This window comes from Pedobacter sp. P26, from assembly GCF_050632135.1.
Taxonomy (GTDB): Bacteria; Bacteroidota; Bacteroidia; order Sphingobacteriales; family Sphingobacteriaceae; genus Pedobacter.
In genome coordinates, this window is sequence record NZ_CP192574.1 from 2,446,084 (window position 1) to 2,469,129 (window position 23,046).

The 23,046-nt window shown below is 37.7% G+C and carries 18 protein-coding genes and 1 pseudogene; 12 read left to right on the forward strand and 7 right to left on the reverse strand.

Features of this window, described 5'->3' with window-relative positions:
- Positions 1-177 precede the first annotated feature (177 nt).
- The gene (locus ACQ86H_RS11235; RefSeq protein ID WP_431294893.1) at positions 178-3,660 is read left to right on the forward strand and encodes a PKD domain-containing protein; all 3,483 of its coding nucleotides are present in this window, start codon (positions 178-180) and stop codon (positions 3,658-3,660) included.
- A 1-nt stretch (position 3,661) separates the two neighbouring features.
- Complete coding sequence (locus ACQ86H_RS11240) at positions 3,662-4,672, forward strand: PorP/SprF family type IX secretion system membrane protein (protein WP_431294894.1); 1,011 nt, start codon at positions 3,662-3,664, stop codon at positions 4,670-4,672.
- Positions 4,673-5,096: 424 nt separating this feature from the next.
- On the opposite strand, the pseudogene rpoN reads toward ACQ86H_RS11240, so the two are convergent.
- Positions 5,097-6,568 (reverse strand): annotated as a pseudogene (gene rpoN, locus ACQ86H_RS11245) (RNA polymerase factor sigma-54).
- 166 nt (positions 6,569-6,734) lie between these two features.
- Between rpoN and mscL the strand changes: the two are divergent.
- The gene (gene mscL, locus ACQ86H_RS11250; protein ID WP_138821828.1) at positions 6,735-7,184 is read left to right on the forward strand and encodes a large conductance mechanosensitive channel protein MscL; all 450 of its coding nucleotides are present in this window, start codon (positions 6,735-6,737) and stop codon (positions 7,182-7,184) included.
- Positions 7,185-7,433: 249 nt separating this feature from the next.
- Here the strand turns inward: mscL and ACQ86H_RS11255 are convergent, their stop codons facing one another.
- Positions 7,434-8,306: a ChaN family lipoprotein gene (locus tag ACQ86H_RS11255; protein WP_431294895.1), complete on the reverse strand. Its 873-nt coding sequence runs from the start codon at positions 8,304-8,306 to the stop codon at positions 7,434-7,436.
- A 132-nt stretch (positions 8,307-8,438) separates the two neighbouring features.
- On the opposite strand from ACQ86H_RS11255, the gene ACQ86H_RS11260 reads away from it, so the two are divergent.
- The 6 genes from ACQ86H_RS11260 (at position 8,439) to ACQ86H_RS11285 (ending at position 15,070) form a co-directional block, all read left to right on the forward strand.
- Positions 8,439-9,203, forward strand: a complete 765-nt coding sequence (locus ACQ86H_RS11260; RefSeq protein ID WP_138821826.1) for a LiaF transmembrane domain-containing protein — start codon at positions 8,439-8,441, stop codon at positions 9,201-9,203.
- A 22-nt stretch (positions 9,204-9,225) separates the two neighbouring features.
- Positions 9,226-9,573 carry a DUF4288 domain-containing protein gene (locus ACQ86H_RS11265; RefSeq protein WP_431294896.1) on the forward strand — a complete coding sequence of 116 codons (348 nt, stop codon included), beginning with the start codon at positions 9,226-9,228 and terminating at the stop codon, positions 9,571-9,573.
- Between the two features lie 49 nt (positions 9,574-9,622).
- Entirely contained in the window at positions 9,623-10,624 is a 1,002-nt protein-coding gene (locus ACQ86H_RS11270) for a sensor histidine kinase (RefSeq protein WP_431294897.1), read from the forward strand.
- Positions 10,602-11,336, forward strand: a complete 735-nt coding sequence (locus tag ACQ86H_RS11275) for a LytR/AlgR family response regulator transcription factor (protein WP_431294898.1) — start codon at positions 10,602-10,604, stop codon at positions 11,334-11,336. The genes ACQ86H_RS11270 and ACQ86H_RS11275 overlap by 23 nt, the downstream gene beginning before the upstream one ends.
- Positions 11,337-12,510: 1,174 nt before the next feature.
- Positions 12,511-13,863, forward strand: a complete 1,353-nt coding sequence (locus ACQ86H_RS11280; protein ID WP_431294899.1) for a Gfo/Idh/MocA family protein — start codon at positions 12,511-12,513, stop codon at positions 13,861-13,863.
- Positions 13,864-13,978: 115 nt separating this feature from the next.
- On the forward strand, positions 13,979-15,070 hold the full coding sequence (locus tag ACQ86H_RS11285) for a phosphotransferase enzyme family protein (RefSeq protein ID WP_431294900.1): 1,092 nt from the start codon (positions 13,979-13,981) through the stop codon (positions 15,068-15,070).
- 355 nt (positions 15,071-15,425) lie between these two features.
- Here the strand turns inward: ACQ86H_RS11285 and ACQ86H_RS11290 are convergent, their stop codons facing one another.
- From ACQ86H_RS11290 to ACQ86H_RS11310, 5 genes are all read right to left on the reverse strand, one after another.
- A complete protein-coding gene (locus tag ACQ86H_RS11290) occupies positions 15,426-15,893 on the reverse strand; it encodes a GtrA family protein (protein ID WP_431294901.1) in 468 nt (155 codons plus the stop codon).
- On the reverse strand, positions 15,893-16,582 hold the full coding sequence (locus tag ACQ86H_RS11295; protein ID WP_431294902.1) for a CDP-alcohol phosphatidyltransferase family protein: 690 nt from the start codon (positions 16,580-16,582) through the stop codon (positions 15,893-15,895). The genes ACQ86H_RS11290 and ACQ86H_RS11295 overlap by 1 nt, the downstream gene beginning before the upstream one ends.
- Before the next feature lies 1 nt (position 16,583).
- A complete protein-coding gene (locus tag ACQ86H_RS11300) occupies positions 16,584-16,736 on the reverse strand; it encodes a hypothetical protein (RefSeq protein ID WP_431294903.1) in 153 nt (50 codons plus the stop codon).
- A 4-nt stretch (positions 16,737-16,740) separates the two neighbouring features.
- Positions 16,741-17,547, reverse strand: a complete 807-nt coding sequence (locus tag ACQ86H_RS11305) for a phytanoyl-CoA dioxygenase family protein (RefSeq protein ID WP_431294904.1) — start codon at positions 17,545-17,547, stop codon at positions 16,741-16,743.
- An 845-nt stretch (positions 17,548-18,392) separates the two neighbouring features.
- Entirely contained in the window at positions 18,393-19,181 is a 789-nt protein-coding gene (locus ACQ86H_RS11310; protein WP_431294905.1) for an SDR family NAD(P)-dependent oxidoreductase, read from the reverse strand.
- 162 nt (positions 19,182-19,343) lie between these two features.
- Between ACQ86H_RS11310 and ACQ86H_RS11315 the strand changes: the two genes are divergently transcribed.
- The 3 genes from ACQ86H_RS11315 to ACQ86H_RS11325 are packed head-to-tail and all read left to right on the forward strand — an operon-like array spanning position 19,344 to position 22,818.
- Positions 19,344-21,701, forward strand: a complete 2,358-nt coding sequence (locus ACQ86H_RS11315; protein WP_431294906.1) for a TonB-dependent receptor — start codon at positions 19,344-19,346, stop codon at positions 21,699-21,701.
- Complete coding sequence (locus ACQ86H_RS11320; protein WP_431294907.1) at positions 21,698-22,591, forward strand: PepSY-associated TM helix domain-containing protein; 894 nt, start codon at positions 21,698-21,700, stop codon at positions 22,589-22,591. The genes ACQ86H_RS11315 and ACQ86H_RS11320 overlap by 4 nt, the downstream gene beginning before the upstream one ends.
- On the forward strand, positions 22,588-22,818 hold the full coding sequence (locus ACQ86H_RS11325; RefSeq protein ID WP_431294908.1) for a PepSY domain-containing protein: 231 nt from the start codon (positions 22,588-22,590) through the stop codon (positions 22,816-22,818). Before ACQ86H_RS11320 ends, ACQ86H_RS11325 begins: the two co-directional genes overlap by 4 nt.
- Positions 22,819-23,046 lie beyond the last annotated feature (228 nt).

A 23,046-nucleotide genomic window follows, 5' to 3' on the forward strand; every position in this document is an offset into this window, starting at 1 on the left:
TGTGTTCGTATGTGAAATTTTTTTACACTACTCTTAAGATTTATTACACGAAAGGTGATTTTTACCACTTAAAATTGTTAAAACTTTATAATTGTTTTTTCTTGTGATTTGATTAATGGTATATTGCATATCTATATCAAACAACATGTATAACGTTTTCAATTAGGCTGATAGGTAATGAAGAGGCATTGGTTATTGGTTTTTTTTGTGTCTTTGTTTTTTAACCAAACATTCGGGCAAAATATATCTAATGAAGGAACTGATTTTTGGACAGTTTTCCCTACCCATGTACCCTCAAGAGCAACTAATGGAGTAACCCCTTATGGCAATATTGCTGTTTTTGTAACATCAAAATCTACTTCTGAAGTTACTGTAACCTGTGGGAATGCAGTGCCTGTTACAAAGACTATTCCAGCCAATACAGCCGTGAGGTTTGATGTTCCAAGAGCCAATGCTTATATAGATGGAATATCGGAAGCCAATCGGGTTTTAACAAATAAAGGGATACATGTTAAGGTTACCGATGGTAAGCCAAAAGTTTCTGTTTATACCCATATTTATGGTGCGGCGAGATCTGCTGCTTCGTTAATTTTGCCATTTGAAACTTTAGGCCAGACCTATTACTCTATGAATTTTTCGCAGAGCACCGGGGGCAATAATTTTTTAACACTGGTAGCTGTAGAAGATAATACGGATATCATTTTGCATGAAAAAAATGGCAATAAAATTCCCATCACCTTAAACAAAGCTGGTGATGTTTATGAATACTTAGCGTATGGAACACAAGATCTTACCGGTACTTTTGTAGAAACAGATCCTGCAACATCTTCTTGTAAACGTTTTGCGGCATTTTCAGGTTCTTCAGTAATTGCAATTGTTTGTGGTTCCTCCCAGGATCCATTATTTCAGCAACTTTATCCCACAAACAGCTGGGGTAAAAATTATGGTGTCGTACCCTTTATCAATAGAAAATATATTTTACGGATTCTTGCACAAGAAGATAATACAAGGGTAACTTATAATGGGACTACATATATTGTTAATAAAGGTGAACCTATTGAAAGCGAACAATTAACCAGCTCCACTTTTATCACAGCTGATAAATTAATTAGTGTAGCTGAGTATTCCTTAACGCAAGATTGTTCCTCTGCTAATGGAATCCCTACTTCAGGTGATCCGGAAATGGTGATATTAAATCCGATTGAATTTAATATAAAAGGGGTGACTGTTTTTTCTTCTGATTTGCAGGATATTACAGAAAAGTATGTAAATGTTTTAATTAAGACAGCTAGCATCTCAGGATTTAGGTATAACGGCGTGGCGCCAAATACCGCTTGGACCATTTTAAATGGGAATTCTATTTACTCCTATACGCAGATTCCGGTTAACGATGAAAGCATAACATTAACTGCCGGTGATGGCTTTAACGCTGTGGCTTACGGTTTTGGTGATCATGAATCCTATGCTTATTCTGCCGGTACAAATCTGTCTTCCAACAACTATCTTACCGTATTTAACACCGCAAAAAACGAAGAAGGACAAAATGGATGCGTTGGAGAAAATTATAATATTAAGATTTCACTTCCTTACAAACCAGAATACATTAATTGGTCGCTGGATAATGAAGCTGTAATTCATCAGGAGCCAACGCATTTACTGGAAACGAAAACTTTACCAGATGGGACCAGTATATTTACTTACGAATCTCCATACAATAAAACTTTTGCAGAAAAGGGTAAGCATAGCTTAGAAATTGTAGCGCATGTTCCCAATACATCATCATGTGTATCTGGTGATTTAACCACAAATTATACTTTTAATATTTACGATCTGCCCACAGCAAAGTTTGATCCTGTAATTGGCTGTTCACGTATGGATACTAAATTTAATGATTTAAGCATTTCTAATGCTGAAGACTTTGCAGTAACGAAATGGCTGTGGGATTTTGGCGATGGAAGTACACCATCTACTGAACAGCATCCGGTGCATACTTACGCCAGACCTGATAAATATAATGTCAGATTAACGGTTACTACAGGTTCGAATTGTTCAAATACATCAGAACCAGTTGAAATTACGATAAATCCTACCCCGTTTGCAGATTTCGATGCGACTGAATTCTGTACAAATAAACCAACTGTTTTTACTGATAAATCAAGGATAGAAGGTACAGGCAAAATAGTGAAATGGACCTGGGATTTTGGCGATGGAAGTGCTACATCTAACGAACAGCATCCCACTCATCAATACAATACCGCAGGCCTTTATACTGTTACACTAACTACAGAAAGCGACAAAGGTTGTGTTAACTCATTACCAAAGCCTATAACGATTATCAATCCTCCCTCAGCCGGATTTGAGCTACCCGACTTCTGTGTTAACGATGGCATGGCTAAGTTTAAAAATACTTCCAAAAATGGAGATGGAAGTACAACAGGTTTAAGTGCTCATTGGACCTTTACTTTTGATAATAATATAGTAGGAACCTCAACTGATTTTGATGGTTCTTTTTCGCCTACTGTTACTGGTGATTATACCGTAGCTTTAATTGTTAAAAATGGAGGTGATTGTGAAATGTCAAAAACACTTACCTTCACCGTTAACGGGGCGGTTAAAACTGCTGATTTTGATATCATAAAAGATAATGTTTGTGTGAGCGATAAGATTATCATAAAAAATACATCAACTACTTTTGCAGGCAGGATTACGAAAATTGAAATTTATAGGGATTATCCGAATGAAACCAGCATTTATAAAACCATTCCTTATCCTGATGATAGTAATATAGAGATCCAGTACAATACTTTTGGCGGTACCACTGATCGCAGTTTTAATATTAAGTTGGTGGCTTATTCAGGTGAAAGATGTTTAGAGAAAGTAGAGAAACCAGTTATCTTAAAACCAGTTCCGCAATTAGAGTTTGATGATATACCTGCCGTTTGCGAAGCCGATGGAACAGTGCTTATCACACAGGGAAAGCAAAAAGCTGGGGAAGAAGTGACCGGAGGTGCTGGTGAATATGCTGGAGATGGCGTAAAGGCCGACGGAACCTTTAATCCTAAAATTGCAGGAGTTGGATCACATACCATCACCTATACTTTTAAAGGCGATAACGATTGTTCTTCTTCAGTTAGAAAAACCATTGTAGTCTACAAATCGCCAGTGGCCAATGCAGGTTCATTGATTTATATTTTGGCTGGTGAACAGATCGAGATCCCTGCAACAGCTGAAGGTGCCAATTTAAAATATGAATGGTCTCCGTCGATTGGTTTGAACAAAACAGATGTATTGAATCCGATTGCTTCACCAGATCAGGATACAGAATATATACTTACGACTACTACACAGCCAGAGGGGTGTACAACAACCTCAAAAGTATTCATTAAAGTTTTACAGGCTATTAATCCACCCAATAGCTTTACACCAAATGGTGACAACGTAAATGATACCTGGATTATCAAATATTTAGAATCATATCCAAATGCTACAGTTGAAGTTTTTAACCGAAATGGAAATAAAGTGTTTTTTAGCAATGGATATAAAATACCTTTTGATGGTAACTATCAGAATGAACCTCTTCCGGTCGGCGTTTATTACTATATCATTAGGCCGGGTAACGGAAGAAAAGCAATAACCGGACCACTCACCATAATCAGATAAATTGAAAAAACTCATCATCATATTTGCACTTTTTGCAACATTTAACTTATTTGCACAGCAAAAGCCGCAGTATACGCAATACATTTTTAACCAATACCTGTTAAATCCTGCACTGTCCGGAATTGAAAATTACCTCGATTTTAAAGCCGGTTACCGTAAACAATGGTCGGGTATTACCGACGCACCTCAAACTTCATTTGTGTCGGCAAACTGGGCACTGGGCGATAATCAGCTATGGAGTAATGTACTAACCTCTTTTCCGGAGCAAACAGGGAATCCGATGGACCGGAATTACATGCAAAACTACATGTCGTCGCCATCTCACCATGGAATGGGGCTAACCGCTGTTTTGGATAAAACTGGTCCGATAAAAAGACTGGATGCCAATGTTACCTATGCTTATCATTTGCAGTTGAGTAATAATTTTAATTTATCGGCTGGGGTAGCTGCAGGTATTTCGAGTATCTCGTTAGATGTAAATGCACTTACCTTTGATACCCCAACGGATCCTGTAATGAACAGGGCGTTGATTAATCAGGTAAAGCCAGATTTGAGTATAGGTTTATGGTTGTATGGTGCCAGGATGTTCGCAGGTGTTTCGGTACAGCAAATTTTACCTCAGAAACTAAGTTTCACAGGCGATAATAACTATAATCTGGGTAAAGAAGTGCCGCATTATTTTGCTACTGCAGGATATAAGTTTTTTGTCGACGATGAAATAGCAGCCATCCCATCCATTATGGTGAAATATGTATCACCTGCACCTGTTTCTGTTGATGTAAACCTGAAACTGGCTTTTAAAGATAAAATCTGGTTAGGTGGGAGCTATCGTAAAGACGATTCTTTTGCTGCAATGGCAGGTTTCAATATTGGGAAAATGGTTAACCTGACTTATTCTTACGATTTTACCACTTCGCAGTTAAACCAGGTAAGCAACGGCAGCCACGAAATTGTGTTGGGTTTATTACTGAATAACATCTACAAAGCGCCATCTTATATTAAAATGTGGTAATATATCGGTATTCAGATATATCTTATCGATTGGAGCGCAAAGCCTGAATAAAACAGGGAATGTCCTCCCGTCTTCCGTTTTTACGCTTCGCTTCCTCGTACCTCGTCTCTGCAGGGTAACACTCCAGCCGGGGCTAAATGGCCCGGGCAGTTTTTATTTTTCGGGTTTGCAGGGTACACAAACTTTGTGCTCAAACCCGATTGCAATGCAAAGCCCGTAAGCGAGGAATCCCGATTCAACGGGTCGGACCTGTAATGGAAAGTTGGGGCTTAAGCTGCCAGGCACACAGAACTGCCCATTTCCCAATCACAATAAATACACCATTTACATTTGGAGCGCAACACGGTTTGCTCGCAATTTAAATCCTATACTTTAAATAAATAACTGCCAACTGAAAACTGTTAACTGAAAACTGCCAACTGAACTAAAGTTCTTTCCTAAGCCTGGCTACCGGAATATTCATTTGTTCACGATATTTCGCAACCGTTCTTCTGGCAATGTTATAACCTCTTTCTTTTAAAATTTCGGTTAATTTTTCATCAGCCAAAGGTTTGCGTTTATCTTCGTTGCCAATACAGTCTTCTAATATTTTTTTAACCTCTTTATTCGAAACTTCTTCACCGTTTTCGGTCTGTATAGCTTCTGAGAAGAAAGATTTTAACAGGAACGTGCCAAATTCGGTTTGTACATATTTAGAGTTTGCGACCCTTGATACGGTTGAGATATCCATATCGATTTTATCTGCGATATCTTTTAAGATCATCGGGCGCATTTTACGCTCATCGGCCGTTAAAAAATATTCATATTGGTAGTGCATAATGGCATTCATGGTTTTTAACAAAGTTTGTTGTCTTTGTTTAATCGCATCTATAAACCATCGGGCAGAATCTAATTTTTGTTTCACAAACTGAACAGCCTCTTTTAGCTTTTTATCTTTGGATGCAGCTTTGTCATAATGCTCAAACATTTCCTGGTAAGATCTGCTTACCTTTAATTCAGGAGCATTTTTCGAATTTAATGTTAAAATCAATACGCCGTCGTTATTGCTGATGTGGAAATCAGGAATAATCTGCATTTGTTTGGTTGTAACCTGATTGGCATCACCTGGTTTTGGATTTAAACGTAAAATTTCATTTACCACCTCTTTAAGCTCTTCGCTATCCAGGCCTAAACTTTTTTCTAATTTATCGTAGTGTTTACGTGTAAACTCATCCAGATAGTTTTCTACAACATTCATTGCTTTAACTATAATGGGATTGTTCGGGTCTTTTCTTTTTAACTGGATCAATAAACATTCTTTCAGGTCTCTTGCGCCAATGCCCGGAGGATCGAAGCTTTGGATCAGTTTTAACATTTCCAATACATCCTCTTCCTCAACCATAACATTCTGGGAAAAAGCAAGATCATCGATCATGGAGCCCAGGGGACGGCGTAAATAACCATCATCATCTAAACTGCCGATAATTTGTTTGCCAATAATGAAATCCTGATCGGATAGGGGAATAAGGTCTAATTGCTCTTGTAAACTTTCAAAAAATGTACTTTCTATGGCAATTGGCGTTTCTTTTTCTCTTCATCATCGTCGCCATTATTGTAGTTGGTGCTGTAATCGTTGGTCGAATCATCCTGTAAATAATCATCTACATTAAATTCATCCATGCTGGTATCTTCTGATGGTTGTTCGTAATCTTCAGGCCCATCATTTAAATCATCATATTCGCTCTTTGGCTCATCCTGAGTCATTAAGCTTGGATCTTCAAGCGCAGGGTTTTCTTCAAGTTCTTCTTTTACACGGGTATCTAAAGCAACGGTTGGCACCTGTAACAATTTAATAAACTGTATTTGTTGTGGTGATAACTTTTGTAATAATTTTTGTTGTAGGTGTTGTTTTAGCATAGTAAATAAAAAAGAATAGGGCAAAAATAAACAATAGATTTCAGATATTATGCTGATTTGATCTAAATGCTATCGATATGTTTGGTTTTAAAATTATTTGCTAAACATTTGCATTGAGTTTAATGTTTGCTATTTTAGTAAATAAATAGAACTACACAGACAGCGTATGGGATTTGTAAAAGAATTTAAAGAGTTTGCCATTAAGGGCAATGCTTTCGATTTAGCAGTTGGAGTTATTATTGGCGGAGCTTTCGGTAAGATTGTGACCAGTGTAATTGAAGACTTAATAATGCCTGTAGTTGCTGCTATGGCGGGTAAGCCAGATTTCAGCAGCATTTACTTTGCAATGGGTAAAGGATCGGAACTTATCCCGGAGGGAGCATCGTTGGCAGATGCCAAAAAAGCTGCTCCGGATGCTGCTATATTTGCATACGGTAATTTTATTACGGTTGCGATAAACTTCTTACTGTTGGCATTAATTGTTTTTATTATGGTTAAGGCAATTAACAGAATGAAAAAGAAGGAAGAAGCCGTAGCAGTTGCTGCACCACCTGTGCCTACAAAAGAAGAAGTGCTTTTAACTGAAATCAGAGATTTACTAAAAGCAAAAGCATAAAACCAAAGCTCCGCAAACTGGTTCTGGCTACGGAGCTTTTTTGTTTTAATAGGTTCTTTTTCAGGTACTTTCGTTATGCTTAATTTATTTTAAAAGTATAACTATTGTTTTCAATTGTCTTGTAGCTACTGCGTGGTCAGCATTTTTTATCTTCCTGCAAAACAGACCCTGAATGGGATCCCCTAGCTATGGATCAGGGTGACGAACCGAGTAATAAATATCTGCTGAACATCTTTTAACTGATTCAGATTAATAACTCCTTTTTACCTTTGGATCTGTAAGAATGATATAATCACCAAGATATTTAAATTTCTCCCAATCGGGCTTGATAAAGCTTTCATCAGAAAACGACGAAATATTCAGGATTTTTAATTTTGGATTTAATTGTTTGAGTTTTGCCAGCGTCCCCAGTTTTTCATCGCTATGAAAACGCCCGTTAAGTTGAAAAACCTTTATGCCCCTGTTTGCCTTAATAAACTTATTGATAGACCAGGCCATGGTCGCATCCCACAAATTTTGAGTCTGATAAATTTTCATCGGACCCATACTGTGTCCACCCAAAGTTTCCGTAAATTTTTCATAATATCTGCCCTGAGCCGTATCAATAGGCAAGGGAGGTAAAAAATTGAATGATGTTTTTGGGAAATTTTCTAAAACCTTAAGTCCGCCTAGTGTAACCGCATTACTGTAACGTGTTGCCGCATTTGAAGCAATAACTTTTAACCTGTTTTGTTTGGCATACTCGATTAAAGGTCTGTAATCTTTATAATTTCCCCAGGCCCTGCTTTCTTTGATAAAATTTTTTTCTGATATTAACCCTGCCAGGTATTCGTCTAATTCAGGTTGTACATCAGTATGAAACATTTCTAAAGATAGCGCCGTTTTTAATGGATATTTTGAATGGAGTTTTCTGAAGAGCGTTGCTTCGAGGTAGTGCCCTACAGAATCGTTATGGTCTTCGCCAAAAAATAAAACATCTGCCTGCTCCATATCAGCAACAATATCGTCTGTTGATATCGATTTTTGTTTTTTTACATCGTATATCTTATAATGACTGCTTATTTCCTGAGCATATAAGCAGGTAGAAATAGCAAGACCGAACATTAGCAGGAGAAATTTCATGCCATCAAAATAGCAAAATAATTTTCACCGATAAAATAAGGGCACTTACCGTCTTTTACAGAGTTCTTACATGTTGTATATACTATGATCTGATGTTTATCAATATTTTTGGATGATTAAATACGAGCACAAATGGAAAATATTAATAATAACGATAACAACCAGCTTAAAAACTCAGGAAGGGTTTGGAGCGGTTTCATCATAGTCATCATCGGATTTGCATTTCTATTGAACAATATGGGATTAGCGATTCCGGGGTGGATATTCAGCTGGTCTAATTTTTTAATTTTACTTGGTGTATTTATCGGCGTTCGTCGTAACTTTAAGGGAATAGCCTGGCTGATCTTGATTTTGATCGGCGCATACAATACCTTAATTCGCATACCCGGGCTGGATCTCGACCTGTCTAAATATGCATTAGGTATTGGTTTGGTGATAGTGGGTGGTTTTTTAATCTTCAGACCGAAAGATGCGTCGGTTTTTAAGAAAAAACCTAAAAATAAGCACAAGGCCGATTTTAATTTTGAAGCAGGAGGCGATAAAAACGCTGCAAATAATAACGATATTATTGATGTAATGGCTGTTTTTGGTGGTAGCCATCAAACTGTTTACACTAAAAACTTTCAGGGTGGCGATATTACGGCCGTTTTTGGCGGTGCCGATATTGTAATGACCCAGGCTGATTTTCCTGAAACAGTATCGCTTGATGTAACGGCCGTTTTTGGAGGAATTAAATTAATTGTACCACAAAACTGGGCAATAAAATCGAACGTAACGGCATTATTTGGTAGCGTTGAAGATAAAAGATCACATGTGATGCCGGTAGCAGAGCTGAAAAAAACATTGGTTTTAGATGGAACGGCTTTATTTGGCGGAATTGAAATTAAAAGTTTCTAAACATTTATTATAAACATTGCCTATGAAATGGTTTGCAGTAAATTGTATCTATCAGGTAATTTGTGGTGAAGGAAAGCATACACCCCAATTTAATGAACAAACGCGTTTAATCCAGGCAGAAAGTATAAGACAGGCCTTAAGCAAAGCTAATTTGAATGCCATACATTTTAATCCTTCCTTTAATAACTGCCAGGGAGATAAGGTAATATGGAAGTTTTTAGGTGTAGGTGGAATATCGGAAGTTGCAGAACTTACCGATGGTGTAGAAGTAAGTTCCAGGATTGTTGAGCCTAAATCAGTTACAAAATACCTGGAAAAGCTAGCGCACCGTAATCAATCATTAACTAATCAAAACGATTTTGACAACTAGACCTTTATCCGTTCCGCAAATACAGAAAATATCGTTAACCATTGCAATAATGTGGACTGTATTGTGTGGTGCCGGATTGCATTATGTAGTTAATTTTTCCTGGTGGATAGCGATAACCGATAGCTTAATCAATAACTTTTTGCTGGCATTGGCCTGTATAGGGCTAAGCAATATGCTTGGTTATTATCAGCCAAAAAATGAACGGATTCTCTATGTACTGATTATTACGCTGGCCCTCACATTTGTAATTATTTATGCCGCTAAATATAGCATGCTTTATATTTTTGCCGATTATAAAGAATACAAAGATTTTTACAATTTCTCTTTTGCCTTTAGAGGCTTAATTTCTTTTATGTGTTTAGCCTGGTGTGCCTTAGCTAATATTTTATGGTACAGGTTAGAAGAACAATCAGAAACACATGAAAGACTATCGGCAGCTAAAAGTTTAGCCAAAGAGGCTGAGTTAAATAAGTTAAGACACCAATTACAGCCGCATTTTCTTTTCAATAGTTTAAATTCGGTATTTGCACTTACCATGGTTAACCCAAAAGAGGCGGGGGTAATGATTACAAAATTAGCTTCTTTTCTACGTGGTACCCTAAAACGCGATGATGAATTATGGGTTTCCGTAGAAGAAGAAATGGAGTACATTCAGCTGTATCTTGATATCGAAAAAGTAAGGTTTAGCCATAGGTTAAACATTGAAGTTAACGTTGCCGAAGATACCTTAAACCTTTGTCTGCCCGGTACATTATTGCAACCTATCGTAGAAAACGCCATTAAATTCGGACTGTATAACACATCTGCAGGCATTACAATCAAAATTGATGTTACTGTAGAGTACAATATTTTACAGTTGCGCGTACAAAATCCTTTCGATCCGGAGATGAAAGCTGCCGGAGGCACAGGATTTGGTTTAAGTGCCATTAAACGCAGGTTATATCTGTTATTTGCAAATACCCATTTATTACAAACCGATATTGAGGCAAATAATTTATATATTACCACCCTAAAAATTCCACAAAAAAATGATCAGAACAATACTAATTGATGATGAGCCTTTAGCGAGAGATATTGTAAAATATTACCTTTCAGATCATGCAGAAATAGAGATTGTAGCAGAATGTGGTGATGGGTTTGAAGGTTTAAAAGCCATTACCCTTCATAAGCCTGATTTAATTTTTCTTGATATACAGATGCCTAAAATCAGTGGTTTCGAAATGCTCGAACTGGTGGAAGATAAACCTGCGGTAATTTTTACCACAGCATTTGATGAATATGCCATTAAAGCTTTTGAAGTTAATGCGGTAGATTATTTGCTTAAGCCGATTGATAAGTCGCGCTTCGATGCTGCTCTTAAAAAGTTACCGGGCAAATTAAATCAAACCGAAAATACAGAGGCTGTTTTGGATGCTGCAGCTTTAAGTCCGGCTCAAAACAATAGGGTAGTGGTTAAAAAAGACGGCGTAATTAAGATTATTCCTGTTGCCGATATCAACTACTTGGAGGCTGATGATGATTATGTGAAATTAAGTACCGTTGATGGCGCTTTCTACAAAAACAAAACCATGGCTTATTTCGAACAAACGCTTGATGTGAGCCAGTTTATTCGCATACACCGGTCTTACATCATTAACCTGGCTCAGGTAACTAAAATAGAACTAAAAGAGAAGGATAGTTATGTGGTTTTGCTAAAGTCTGATATCTGGTTGCCTGTAAGTAAAACAGGCTACGTGAAATTGAAGGCAGCCTTAGGTTTGTAAAAAGATAGCGCCATTTAGTGACAGGCAGGTCTCAATTCGCTTAATTTAGGTTATTTATTGGTTGATACACCCTATTTTTCCTTTAGTTGTACTAATTTATGTTGGTATTTATTTGAAGTGGATAATAATAATGAATAGACAAAGCTCTGCTAAAATTTTCTGATCCGTCCATCTTTAGTAATAAGGCATAACGTTTCGGCGAGGAATCGTCATTATAAGAAGGCTTTTTCAGCCGACAGCCTGTTCCGACCTATAGCAAGGATCACTAGCATGATAGATTGCTTAGTCGTTCCTCCTTATAATGACGATCTTTTGTAGCGTAATCAAAGGGTATCTATTTGCGAATTATCAATCTCAGGAAAGTCTTCGACTATGCTCAGACTAACGACCGCAGTGCTTAACTTGATGAGATTATCCGCCGATCACATTTCTAGTGTCAGGTAGTTGCTTAAATAATTACACAGGCCATGTTTTCATTGCCAACAAAACTTGGGTTATTGACCCATTTTTCTGGTCTATTTTGCTTTTGGTTACTTTTCCCCTGATTGTTTATTTTGCAGCCTTGCCTCAAATTTTAGGCTGCCTTTTTTGTTCCTACTTGCCAGACAAAACATTCTTTAATCCATATCTGCTAATCAGGATATCGGAAATGGATAATTAAATGAGCTGTTAAATCTGGGTCCGGATAAAGCAGCTTATCTAAAAATTAGTCAATCGTTTGCGCTGATATTTATGTTGTAATGCTCATTTGCTTGTTCTACTTTTAAAAAATACAAATCAATAAAACCAAAAAACAGCACAAATGCTTATCCGTTTGCTTCAAAAAATACTTGTATTAAGGCTATTACTTGGCTTATGCCTAAATAGCCGGGGCCAAAAAGAAATAGATATCCAATCTTTTGAGCTTAGTGGCATGCCATATCTGATAAGGTGTAGAGAAATGCAGATTGTCCTGATACGGAAAGCCGGATGGAAACAACGTTTGCAAATGGCGAAAGGCATGATTTAAATATGATTTATGCCTACTTATTGTGGAATAGTTACAAAAAAACAGCCAATCAGTTTACCTGCGCGCGCAGGTCTTAATATAAAATGAGCAAGAATAGCTAGTAAAACGTTTGTTCAGTATTAACCAGATCAATTAAAAACTAAACAATAATATTAAAAAACACAAATGGAACGTAGAGAGTTTATCAGAAATGGTGCATTTACGGCTGCGGGCTTAATCATCCTGCCAACCGGAAGTTTATTTGCATCATCAGACAGTGGAAAAGTAAGATTAGGTTATATTGGGGTAGGTGCGCGTGGTATGAGCCACATCTCTGAAGGTGCCTTGAGAGATGATGTAGAAATTGTGGCAATTTGCGATACCCAGGAAAGTTCACTTAAAATTTGCCGTAATTTTATAGCCAAAAAAGGCAAACCTGCTGCAACAGAATATACCGGAGGCTTAGAGGCTTATAAAAAACTTTTAGATCGTAAAGATATTGATGCCGTAATTATAGCAACGCCGTGGCAGTTTCACCGCGACCAGGCGGTTGATGCCATGAAAGCAGGTAAATATGTGGGTTGCGAAGTAATTGCTGGTTTAACAGTCCAGGATCATTGGGATATTGTAAACACTTCTGAAAAAACAGGGATGCCTTATATGACTTTAGAGAACGTTTGCTACCGTAGAGATGTAATGGCGGCTTTAAACATGGTTAGGCAAGGCCTTTTCGGGGAATTGGTGCATCTTGAAGGTGGCTACCAGCATAACTTAAGAAACGTACTGTTTAACAATGGTAAAGATTATTATGGGGGTGGGGTAGAGTACGGCCAAAAAGCCTTAAGCGAGGCACAATGGCGTACGCAGTTTAACATCGATCAGGATGGTGATTTATATCCAACCCACGGTGTTGGCCCAATAATGCAATATGCTAACATTAACAGGGGAAATAGTTTTACCAGCCTGGTATCGTTCAGCTCTAAAGCCAAAGGATTGGCAGCTTATGTAGAAGAAGTGTCTCCCGGACATCCAAATGCCAAAATCAATTATAAAAACGGTGATGTAACTACTACCATGATTAACTGTGCAAACGGCGAAACCGTTTTGTTAAGTCACGATACACACTTGCCGCGTCCATATTCGATTGGTTTCAGGGTGCAGGGAACAAAAGGTCTTTGGATGGATGTAAATAAATCAGTATACATTGATCATCAATCAAAGAAAGATGATATCTGGGATCCTGCTCAAGAGTGGTTTGCCAAATATGATCACCCACTTTGGAAAAAATATGAAGCAGAGGCTGTGGGAGCAGGTCATGGCGGTATGGACTGGTTTGTATTTAATGGATTTATCCAGGCAGTAAAACAGAAAAAACAAACACCAATTGATGTATATGACTCGGTAACAATGAGTGTAATCACCCCACTATCGACAAAATCGTTGAAGAAAGGTAATATGCCCCAGAAATTCCCTGATTTTACCAGGGGAAAATGGAAGGATCGAAAAAATACTTTCGCTTTAGATGATAGTGGCTTTTAGTCTCGGTTGCGGGTATTGCTTATGGCTTGCCCGCATATTTTAATACGTAACTTTATTCAGGTTGATCAAATGGGTTGCCCGGAACAATTTTTATTCAAATATATATTACCATCTTATGTTTCAAGCAGTTTTAGGTGCTTATGGACTCAATGCAGAAAAATTTAAAATAGAACCTTTCGGCTCGGGTTTAATTAACCGTACCTGGAAAGTTTACAGTAAAGAATTAGCCTATATTTTGCAAGAGGTAAATACAGCGGTTTTTCGCGAGCCTCAAAATATTGCTCAAAATATTGAGACCATAAAAAAATATCTCGATCAAACAGCTCCTAAATATCTATTTGTGGCCCCAATTAAGACTTTAAATAGTTCTGATTTTGTAGTTATCGACGATCATTTTTACAGGATTTTTCCATTTGTGGAAAATTCTTGCTCGATTGATTTTGTACATCAGCCTGAGCAGGCTTACCATGCAGCCAGGCAGTTTGGTAAATTTACAAGGATGCTTTGTGCCTTTAACGTACAAAAGTTAAAGCCCACAATTGAAGATTTTCATAACCTGCCTTTACGTGTAGAACAGTTTAAAAAAGCATTAGCACAAGCTAGCGACGAAAGGATGAGTGAAGCAAAATCTGCTATTGAAGAAATTATCAGACATTATGATATAGAAGAGCAGTATGTAGATATGATAAATAGCGGTGCACTTAATTTACGTGTGGTACACCATGATACTAAAATTAGTAATGTATTGCTACAGGCCGAAACCGGAGTGGGTTTATGCGTAATTGATTTGGATACCGTAATGGCGGGATACTTTATTAGCGATGTCGGTGATATGATGCGTACCTATCTCTCTGAAGCCAATGAAGAAGAAAAAGATTTTAATAAAATAGCCATTAGAGAAGACGTTTTTGCCGCAATACATAAAGGTTATATGGAAGAAATGGACCAGGTTTTGGCCTTTACTGAAAAACAGTTCTTTATCTATTCGGGTAAATTTATGATTTACATGCAGGCGGTAAGGTTCATTACCGATTTCTTAAATGGCGATATCTATTATAAAACGAATTATCCTAAACACAACCTGGTGCGGGGCTTAAATCAGATCGATTTACTGAATAAGTACACGGCAAAACAATCGGAATTTGAAGAGATTATTAAGAAAATTAATGAAAATAGAGTGAACGAAGCTAAAACAATATTGAACTAAGATGATAAAGGCATGTTTTCAGTTTTTATACCCCTTATTTGAACTGGACATTCTTTTACCTTTATAATTTCGTCCTTTTGATCCAATAGCTATCTTATGTAACGCGATCACGGTGTTAAAGCCTATAGTGTACGCATTTTTGTCAGGATAATAAATTGGAAAGGAGATCTGTCTGATTAGATTTAGCTTTGCTAAGCGATCGCGGTTTTCGACTACACGCTGTACCTCGCCTGAAACAATGACAATCAGAGACCATCTAGAATGTTCTGATTAACAAATAAAGCGCAAACGTTTGTTAATGTGTTTTGGTAGAAGAAATTATATTTCACCATACCGTAAGGGTAGAAGCAAGCCCTTAAACCCTTTGTTCTTCGCCAATTGTTTCAAAATAATCTTCTTCATCAGCTTCATCATTACGAAGACTATTAATTTTAAATACCCAATATTTCATTAGCGGATAATTAAAGCCGTAAGAAACGATACTATCAATTAAAAGTCTGCCGATTTTATAATCTACATTTAAGCTTTGATGAAATAAATAGGTGCCTGCTGATTTTAATGAAATACTGCCCAGAACTACCGTGAAAAAACGAATGAGTTGGCCGCTGGTAGAGCTGTGATACCCATCAATGCTTTTAAAAGCCCAAAAACGGTTAATACAAAAATTGACAATCCCACCCAGGGTTCCGGAAATTAAAATAGAAATGGTAAAGTGAATGTGAAACCATTCCGTTAGCAGTACCATTAATCCATAATCGGTAACACCGCCAGAAAAAGCCGATACCTGAGCTTTGAGGAAAAGTTTGACAGATGCCCAGGTCATTATAGCTTCTCCTCCTTATCTTTAGCGTCGCCGGCTTTCAAAAGTTTAAACGTATCGATAATATTGATCACCAATAACAGCGATACCATAGCAATTGCGAAATAAGTAATGGCATTGGTAAATAAGGTTTCGGCAATTAAGATAAGCGAAATAATTACGCGTAATTCTGTGGGGCCTAAATAGCCAGAATCGATCTGATAAAAGCCTGTGATTTTATAACGCAGTTGAGAAATAATCATCGACCAACCGTACAATACCACAAAAAGAAATGCGAAAATCCGTGTATTACCATCAGCATAATAATAATAGCCCAAACCGATCAGAATAATGCTGAGCCAATCCATCACAATATCGAGCGCAAAGCCATACCATTTCCGTGGGATTTTACAAAAGTACGCCAACCGGCCATCGAGCGAATCGCCAAGCCAGTTGATCATGAAACCTAAAATTCCGATCAGCAAATAATTTTTCGCATAAAAACCAGCCAAAATAAAGCTTAAAAACACAATCAGTGATCCGAACATGCCAATACCTGTCATCATATTGGGCGTGATCCACTTAGGAATCCTTTGAAGCAAAAATAAGATCAGTCCCTGTTCGCCTTTTCTTAAAATATTTGTCCTCTCGCGGTCTGCAAATACCCTTTTGCCATCTGAATGGTCTTCTTTTAGTTTAATAATAGCCTCCAATTTAAGTGCCAGCCAAAATTACGCCAAAGAGAATGGCTGTTTCTGGTCGGTAAAATTTTAAACTGATCTTCTTCGGAATACCTTTAGAATAATCAGCCATTCGCTTTAGCTTCCCCGATCTGACCAGGTAAGTAAACAATAGGGCAAATAACATAAATTTATTTTACAATTCCGGCGAAGCGCTGATAAAATACTGTTGGACTATTCTCATTTTTTGGGGCATATTTACCTGCGATGATGGGTACGTAAATTACACGCCTCCTGCTTTCCTCGCCACGTATGGCCGATTCTGCAACCCTGTGCCACAGCCTTCCATCATGGATGGTTAAATCTCCTGCTTCTGGCAATATCGATACTTCTTCAGCATCAGGTTTATTATCAAGGAAGTATTTCTTGCGGAAGAGCATTTGGTAAATACTTTGTTTATGAGTGCCGGGGATAATTTTTAATCCGCCATTTTCAGGCTTTAAAGTACTCAGGTGAATGCCTACATTTAACATCGGATTTAGTTTAGTGCCGTAGAAGATATCTCTTAAACCATCCGTATGCCAGCCCATTTTACTGAATTTGCTTTCTGGTCCGTTTATATAGTGGTTAAACACCATGCCGTCTTTTTCTTCAGTGCCTAAACGCGCGCCATCGCCAGCCAATTGAAGTAATGCGTTAAAGCGTGGATCTAATAGGAGGCCACTTAGCGTTTGATGCTGTTGATTAATAAAGGCAAACCGTTGTACAATTGCTGAGCCATCAAGATCTTTCCCGTATTTAATCGGCACGCCGTTTATTTTTTTAACATCTTGCTGTATCCATTTTTGTTCTATTTGTTTAGAAGCGTCGATAATGGAAGAAACTGTTTCTGGTTTGATGAAATTCTTGAAATGGATAAACCCATTTGTGTTAAAAAAATCAAGCTGTTCTTGTGTTAATTGTTCAGATAAGGTAAAGGTTGGATACGATGTGGCCATGTGTAAAAATTTAAAAGATTTAGGAAAAGGATAAATTGGAGATAGAGTTATGCACAGCAACAGCACATTCGCATTGGCGAGTGGTTGGGTACTGGAGGAAAATAAAACATGTTTGTTTTATTCGACATAGTCTATGGAATTAGTAGTGTTTAATACAAACGTAACATATTTTTAATATTCCAAAGAATTTTATTTGAAATATTTTAAAATAATTTTTTCGGGAAGGAGTTACGGCAGGGTAGAGGTGTGCAAAAAAAGACTACTAGAGCCGTTTTATTTTAATTTTATCTGTGGTGTTGGATGTTACCATCCGACACTCATACATCGAAATAGTAATTCACGGAAATGAGGTATACGATCAGTCAGATGGTAACATCAGACTGCAACCCCTGGGGTTTTATGTGTTATTGGTTGATAATCAGATATTTTATTAAATTAAAAATAGATCTTTTAATATTTGGAGCGCAATTGTAGTCGTAATAGGGTACTTTGTTCCCGTGTTTCGCTTTACGCTTCGCTTCGTCGTACCTCCTTGCTACAGGGTATCGCTGCACCCGGGGCTAAATGGCCTAAACAATATTTCATTTTTAGGGTTGCATAGTGCACAAACCTTTGTTCCTAAACCCGAATTTAATGAAAAGCCCGTAAACGAGGAACGAGTGCGGACTTGCAATGGAATGCGGGACTAAAAATGCCAAGCACACAGAACTGTTCATTTCCAAATCAATTTTGATAGCATATCAGTGGTGTTGGATGTTCCCATCCGACATTCATACATCAAACAGGATAATTTAGGGAATGAGGTATACGATTAGTCAAATATTTCCATCTGACTACACATGGAACTAAGTTTTATAAATCCCTGCGGCCATTTTTTCGATAAATCCCTTTGGCAGGATCCTGTTGGCGTATACACTGATGATATTGGTAAAACCTGGAATAATTTCAGATTTCCCGGAGAACAATCCTTTTATGGCAATTTCGGCCACTTCATCGGGTTTCATATTAAATTTCTCTGCCATTTTGTTAAAAGCATCCAGTCCGGCGCGGTGTGCAAAACCTGTATCAACAGGACCAGGACTCAGGCAGCTTACTGAAACCGGACCATCTTTAAGTTCGAATCTTAATGCCCTGGTAAAAGATAAAATAAAGGCTTTAGTTGCCGAATAAATGGCTAAAGTTGGTACCGCCTGATAGGCTGCAGTGCTGCATACATTCAGAATATATGCTTTTTCTTGTGTTGACAGGATTGGAAGCAATAAATGGCACAATGCAGTTACTGTAGTCATATTTAATTGACACATTTCTAACTGGGCGCTTAAGTCCAGTTCTGCAAATTTCCCCCACAATCCGTAGCCTGCGTTATTAATCAGGATATGGATGGCGTAATTTTTTTCGGTTATCCAGCTATATACAGCTTTAGGGGCTTGAGCCTGGCTAAGGTCAATTGCCAGGATATGCACTTCAACTCCATATTCGTTTTTAATGGCAGTTTGTAATATACCTAATTCATCAGCTGAGCGGGAAATAAGCAATAGATTGATTTTTCTCCTGGCCAGCGCAATGGCTATTGATCTGCCAATACCTTTGCTGGCTCCGGTGATCATTGCGTACGTAATCTTTGTTTCCAACATCTTTTTTACTCAATATGATTTAACGCAAATATCAAATAAATTAAACCTTTTGCCTTATTTTTTTAAAATGATGCATGATTAAACACCGATCAGCGATGTTTTTCAAATTATTATTTTTAACGAGTCTAAATAATGTTAGCTTTGCCGAAATTTATAAATTGCATGAAACACCTATACCTGAAATTTTTAGCCACAGCACTTATTATGCTATCCACAATTACCCTTTTTGCACAAACAGGTAAAGGAACAATTAGTGGAAAAGTTGTAGATTCTTTAGGAAACGGAATACCCTTTGCCAATATACAGGTTAAAAAACAGAATATTAAGACCACTTCTAATAAAACAGGTGCATTTAAATTAAATACTGTTTCTATTGGAAACCATCAGATTAAGGTCTCTATTACAGGTTACGATACATTTGAGCAAGGTGTATCAGTTACTGCAAATGATACAACCTGGGTAACATTTGTTTTAAGAGAACAGACTGAAGGACTAAATGATATAATTGTTTCGGCAAGCAGAAGGCCAGAGTCATTATCACAAACACCATCATCAGTAACGGTGCTTACCGCTAAGGAATTAAATACACAATCAACCATTAGTCCAAATTTGGCCAACATACTTTCATATAGTGTACCGGGATTAGGTTTTTCTACCAATCAAACTGGTAACTCTGGTCAGACTTTGCGTGGTAGAAGTGTTTTGGTATTAATTGATGGTATTCCACAATCTACTCCGCTAAGAGCAGGAGGAAGAGATATCCGCAGTATAGATCCGTCAGTTATTGAGCGTGTTGAAGTGATTAAAGGCGCCACCGCTATTTATGGTAATGGTGCAGAAGGTGGTTTAATTAATTATATTACTAAAAAGGCGGATAACGGAAAATCATTCGGAGGCTATTCTCAAGCCGGAATTACAGGAAATTTGAAAGGCGACAGTACTATTGGCTACCGTTTTTCGCAACAGCTTTATGGTAAAACAGGTAAATTCGATTACCTGGTAAGCGGGATGTTCGAAAAAACTGGTGTTTTTCGCGATGCTGAAGGCCTGGTTATCTCTCCGGAATATGGTTTGGGCGAAACCAGATCTTACAACGGATTTGTAAAACTGGGGTATAACTTTACTCCAAAACAGCGTTTACAGGTAATGTACAATTATTTTAGTTCCAGGCAACATTCTAAATACCAGACCAAAGATGGCGTTTACGGTCAATCGCCCGCTATAGGCATTTATGGCACAAGACTGGGGGAAGATGAGGGAACAAGATTTAACCATAATGCTAATTTACAATATACCAGTCAGCAGATTTTTGGTAAAACTGATTTAACGGCCAATGTATATTATCAGGACTTTTATACCATTTATTCTAATTCAGCATCATTTTTCGGAAGCGGTCAGTCGGCTATTACTTCTACCAAAAAAGGAGCAAGGGTTAACCTGAATACACCTTTTAATGTTACAGACCAGGTACCAATGCAATTGAACTATGGTTTGGATTTAATGAATGATAAAACTGCTCAAAGTTTAACTGATGGTCGTTTATGGGTGCCTAATATGAATATGGTGAACTTTGCACCCTACTTACAGGCTTCTGCAACTTTAATTAATGATTTAACCATAAAAGGAGGCCTGAGAGTCGAAAATATCAACATTGATGTAGATGATTTTAATACCCTGGCTACTGGTGCGAATGGTGCCGGAAGTATAGCTGTACAGGGCGGTAAATTAAACTACAACGCTTTGGTATTTAATGCCGGAGCACGTTACTCAAAATTCAAGTTTTTTAATCCTTTTATCAGTTATGCGCAGTCGTTCTCGGTATTTGAGTTAGGTAGGGTATTAAGGGCAGCAAAAAGTAATACTTTGTCTCAATTAGAAACTAAACCAATCATCGTAAACAATTATGAAGCGGGTTTTAGCAGCAGCTTAGGTAAACTGAATTTCAGTGCTGCTTACTACTACAGCACTTCTAAACTGGGCGCCAATCTTTTAGAGGTAAATGGTACCTATATTTCTCAACGTATTCCAGAGCGTGTATATGGATTTGAAATCCAGGCTGATTATCAATTACTACGTGAGCTGAGTATCGGTGGTAATTATGCACAATTAGAAGGTAAAGGGGATGTAGATAATGACGGTAATTTTAACGGAGAGAAAGATGTATACTTAAACACAACGCGTATCCCACCTTCAAAAACTACAGTTTATCTTAAGTATTCAGGCATTAAAAACTTAAGTTTGGATGTAAACTGGATGCGTGTAGGAAATCGCGACCGTTTTAAAACCAATGCTGCTGGTAAATATTTAATCGGCGAAGGACCGGTGAAAGCCTTCAACTTATTTAACGTTGCAGCAGTATATCAGGTTACACAACCATTAAAACTATCGTTAGGAATAGAAAATTTATTGAATAAAGTTTATTACCCTGCTATTTCCCAGTTTTATGGCAGCAATGTAAATTATGTGAGAGGGAATGGACGCAGATTTAACCTCTCACTAGGCTATGCTTTTAAGCGATGAAGAAAAGGGATTTTAAAAATACCATCAGGAATATTCATCTCTGGCTCGGCCTGGCAACTGGCCTGGTGGTATTTATTATTAGTATTACTGGTGCGCTGTATATCTTTGAAGAAGAAATCAGGGATTTTACACAAAAGGATTTCCGCTATGTGGGACTTCAGGAGAAGCCTTTTATAGGTTTAGATAAAGTTATTTCAGGATTCGAAAAACTTTCGCCGAAAGATGAATTAAGGCTGATCAGAATTGAAGATGCCTTGCCAAATGCAACGGTAGAACTTACCAGTAAAAAGGGTAAGGTTTACTATTTTAACCCCTATAATGCCTCTTTGGTTAAAAAAGGAGGCGAAGATTGGCTCCAGGTTGTAGAGCATGTCCATACCTCGCTATTGCTGGGTAAAACCGGGAAGTTTATTATAGAGTGGTCGGTAGTTATTTTTATACTGATGCTGATAACCGGACTAATACTCTGGTTTCCTAGCCAAATGCGCTTATTAAAACAATCGTTAACCATTAAACGAAAAGCATCATTTAAACGACTGAATTACGATTTGCATAATGTACTGGGTTTTTATGCGTCAGTTATATTATTAATTACCGCTTTGAGCGGTTTATACTTTGCATTTAAAGAGGTGAAAAATGCAGCCAGCTTTTTTACCGGGAGTAAATTAGGGCAAGGCAAAGCTATCGTTTCAGCCAATCCTACGCATATCGATTCGCTACCTGTACGTTACAATAAAATTTACACTGAGGCTAAAATTAAATATCCCGGTGCGATTTCCACTAGTTTTTCGCTGCGTGGTAAAGGCGAACTGCGGTTAAGAATGATTTATCCTTACCGTTGGGCGCGCAAACAAAATACCTTTTTTATGAGGAAGCCACTGGTAGAATGATCAGGGCCAAACTGTATAAAGATTTTAACGGTGCCGATTTAATAGAAGCCACCAATTATGATCTGCACACGGGCAGACTTTTGGGTCTTCCAAATAAAATTATTTCTCTTCTGGCAGCTTTGGTAGCGGCAAGTTTACCTATTACAGGTTTTATCATCTGGTGGAAGAAAAGGAAACAGCATAAAAAGAATCATAAAATTTTTAACATTGATTCCGCATACGTTTAAGCGTTTCAGCCCAATTGGCAAAAAAACTGTTTCGTGGTCAAATCAAGGTTTACAACAGGTTCAAAAATTTAGGGAAGTGTTGTAGTAGGATTGGCCTTGAGAAGGTGATCAGGCTTTTTCTGCCATCGTCTAATGTATCACCAACTCACTCGCATTACTATACGCCCAATTTTGTCTGTTATCATCTAATACCTCCATTTTCCATCACTCCAAATTTTTTGTACCCTT